The organism is Aeribacillus sp. JST-2, assembly GCF_056032925.1.
In genome coordinates, this window is the sequence record NZ_JBVVUU010000103.1 from 1 (window position 1) to 1,354 (window position 1,354).

At 33.5% G+C, this 1,354-nt stretch carries 1 protein-coding gene; it reads left to right on the plus strand.

Features of this window, described 5'->3' with window-relative positions; all coding sequences use genetic code 11:
- Positions 1-199: 199 nt before the first annotated feature.
- Positions 200-1,138 carry a hypothetical protein gene (locus tag AC0KTX_RS16755; RefSeq protein WP_094245846.1) on the plus strand — a complete coding sequence of 313 codons (939 nt, stop codon included), beginning with the start codon at positions 200-202 and terminating at the stop codon, positions 1,136-1,138.
- Positions 1,139-1,354 lie beyond the last annotated feature (216 nt).

Sequence of the window (1,354 nt, forward strand, 5' to 3'; positions counted from 1 at the left end):
GTTACGAGTGGCATAAGGGTATCTTTGTTTGCTTTTTAAAGATGGTAATAAATGTAATGAAATTTACTCATCTACAGATAGTAAAATATACCTGCAAATTTTTAATTATCAAAAGCCTGTTTATAAATCTAAAAAACATCTGTATTTTCTACTCAATTCTTTAACTATGATTATAATTATTCGCTAGGAGGGCAACACAGTGACAAAAGAAAAAATAAAAACTCTAGAAGTGCTAGATGAAAAAACGAAAAAAGTATACACGCGCGTGTTAATAGCCTTCATAAAAGAACAGGGAGAATTACATCCAAAGCAACTTTCTGATTTATATTTATTTATGTCCCAAATTGGACTGAGTTCTGAATCACGGCATGACCTTCGTGCTTTTCTGAGCAATGATTCAAACGTATCTTTTGTTGATGTACTTCATTGTTTGATGAGTGAGATGCAAACGTTAAATAGTGAAGAACAAGAAGCAATGAAATTTTCAATTATTAAAGATTTAGCACGTTTAATAAAAGCAGCAAATTATAACCCTCGTTTGGATAACAATCTAATAATTACAGCTGAAAAGTTTTATCCTGAAAAGGCTGAAGAAATTCTAGCACTTGTTATTAAATCTATAGATAACGACGAAAAATTTCTTAAAGGTGAGATTTCCATAAGTGAATTTGAAAAGAGGACTAAAGATTTAGCTTCAAAAGCCGCAGCAGTAGGGGTTCCCATTGCAGCTGTATATTTTTCTGGAAGCGTTGTTGGATTAAGTGCAGCTGGCATTACTTCAGGCTTAGCGGCGCTTGGATTTGGTGGATTGTTAGGTCTCAGTTCAATGATTACTGGAATTGGGACAGTTGTCATTTTAGGAGTCATGGCTTACAAAGGAGTTCGTTGGATACTTGGCAAGAACGAACGTGAGTTACGGAACAAACGTGAAAAGCTAATCCAAGACATATTAAAAACACATCAAAAAGCAATAAATATACTTATAGAAGATATTAATGAACTTGCAAATAAATTGGAACAATACATGAGTCAATCCAATCGGAATGAAGAACTGCTTGAAAAATTGAAACGTGAGCTTGAGATATTTAAAGCTGCACTTAATTCTTTAGAAGAAAGGAAAGAGCAATTTGAAATTTAACAAATATGAGCGTATTGTAGCATACCAGAGACTTGAACTTCTTGATTTGAGACGGTTATTTTCCGAAGTTGAAGTCGATTTGCAAGATTATTTATCTCGTGAACAACGAATTAATATAGAAGCAAATATAATTCAAGCACAAGTTTGACAGAGTACACTAAAGAAAAGCCCGAAAATACTGGTGTTTTGGACTTTACCCACAACACGTACCACTAC